The organism is Clostridium sp. LS, assembly GCF_002760435.1.
GTDB lineage: Bacteria > Bacillota > Clostridia > Clostridiales > Clostridiaceae > Clostridium.
On record NZ_AUUU01000203.1, the window covers coordinates 1 to 742 of the forward strand.

Sequence of the window (742 nt, forward strand, 5' to 3'; positions counted from 1 at the left end):
GTAAGCGTAAAAAAATTAACGGATAGAAAATGCAATCCTCCATTGTTAAAATTAGCATAGATTTTAACAATGGAGGTTTATCTATATGAATAATAATGAAAATATAAATTGGAGAGAAATAGTTGCTGGCTTTTCTTCTTACGAAGGAACGTTAGGAAATTTCTGCAATTCAAATCACATTACTAAAAGTCAATTCTATTACTATAAAAAGAAGCTTAATAATGAAAATAATAATTTACAGTTTCATGCAATTTCTATGAAAGAAAAAAGAGTAAGAACTGAGATTACTGTAGTTCAAGCTGATAGACCTAATATAATAATAGAAATAGGAGTAGCTAAAGTACATGTACCGGCTAATGAAATAGCTATTTTAAGTAATTTACTTAAGGATCTGATTACAAATGTTCAATCTTAATAAAGTTAATACAGTTTATCTTGCATGTGGTATAACAGATTTGCGAAAAAGCATTGATGGACTAGTAGTTATCGTGCAAACGCAGCTAAAGCTGGATCCGTTTGAAAAAGCCTTGTTTGTTTTTTGTAATAGGCAAATGAATAGAATTAAAATCCTCCACTTTGATGAAGGATTCTGGCTATATTATTTTCGACTTGAAAATAGTAAATTGAAATGGCCGATGACTCCAGACGAAGCTCTTAAGATTAACAAAGAAGAATTGAAATGGCTGCTTATGGGATATGAAGTTAGAACTAAGTCTAAATTTAAGCCAATTGAAGTAAGAAA

General features: G+C 29.8%; 2 protein-coding genes. Both read left to right on the plus strand.

Annotation, left to right across the window (positions count from 1 at the left end; genetic code table 11):
* Window positions 1-85 precede the first annotated feature (85 nt).
* Window positions 86-415 (plus strand): hypothetical protein, encoded by a 330-nt coding sequence (locus COL3_RS26285; RefSeq protein ID WP_008419070.1) that lies wholly within the window; start codon window positions 86-88, stop codon window positions 413-415.
* The coding region (tnpB, locus tag COL3_RS26290; RefSeq protein ID WP_099716770.1) for an IS66 family insertion sequence element accessory protein TnpB at window positions 402-742 on the plus strand (341 nt) is incomplete at its 3' end. The genes COL3_RS26285 and tnpB, both read left to right, overlap by 14 nt.

What these genes read in the sequence shown, in the direction of transcription:
- COL3_RS26285 (WP_008419070.1), top strand. Translation starts at nt 86, where the DNA reads ATGAATAATAATGAAAATATAAATTGGAGAGAAATAGTTGCTGGCTTT.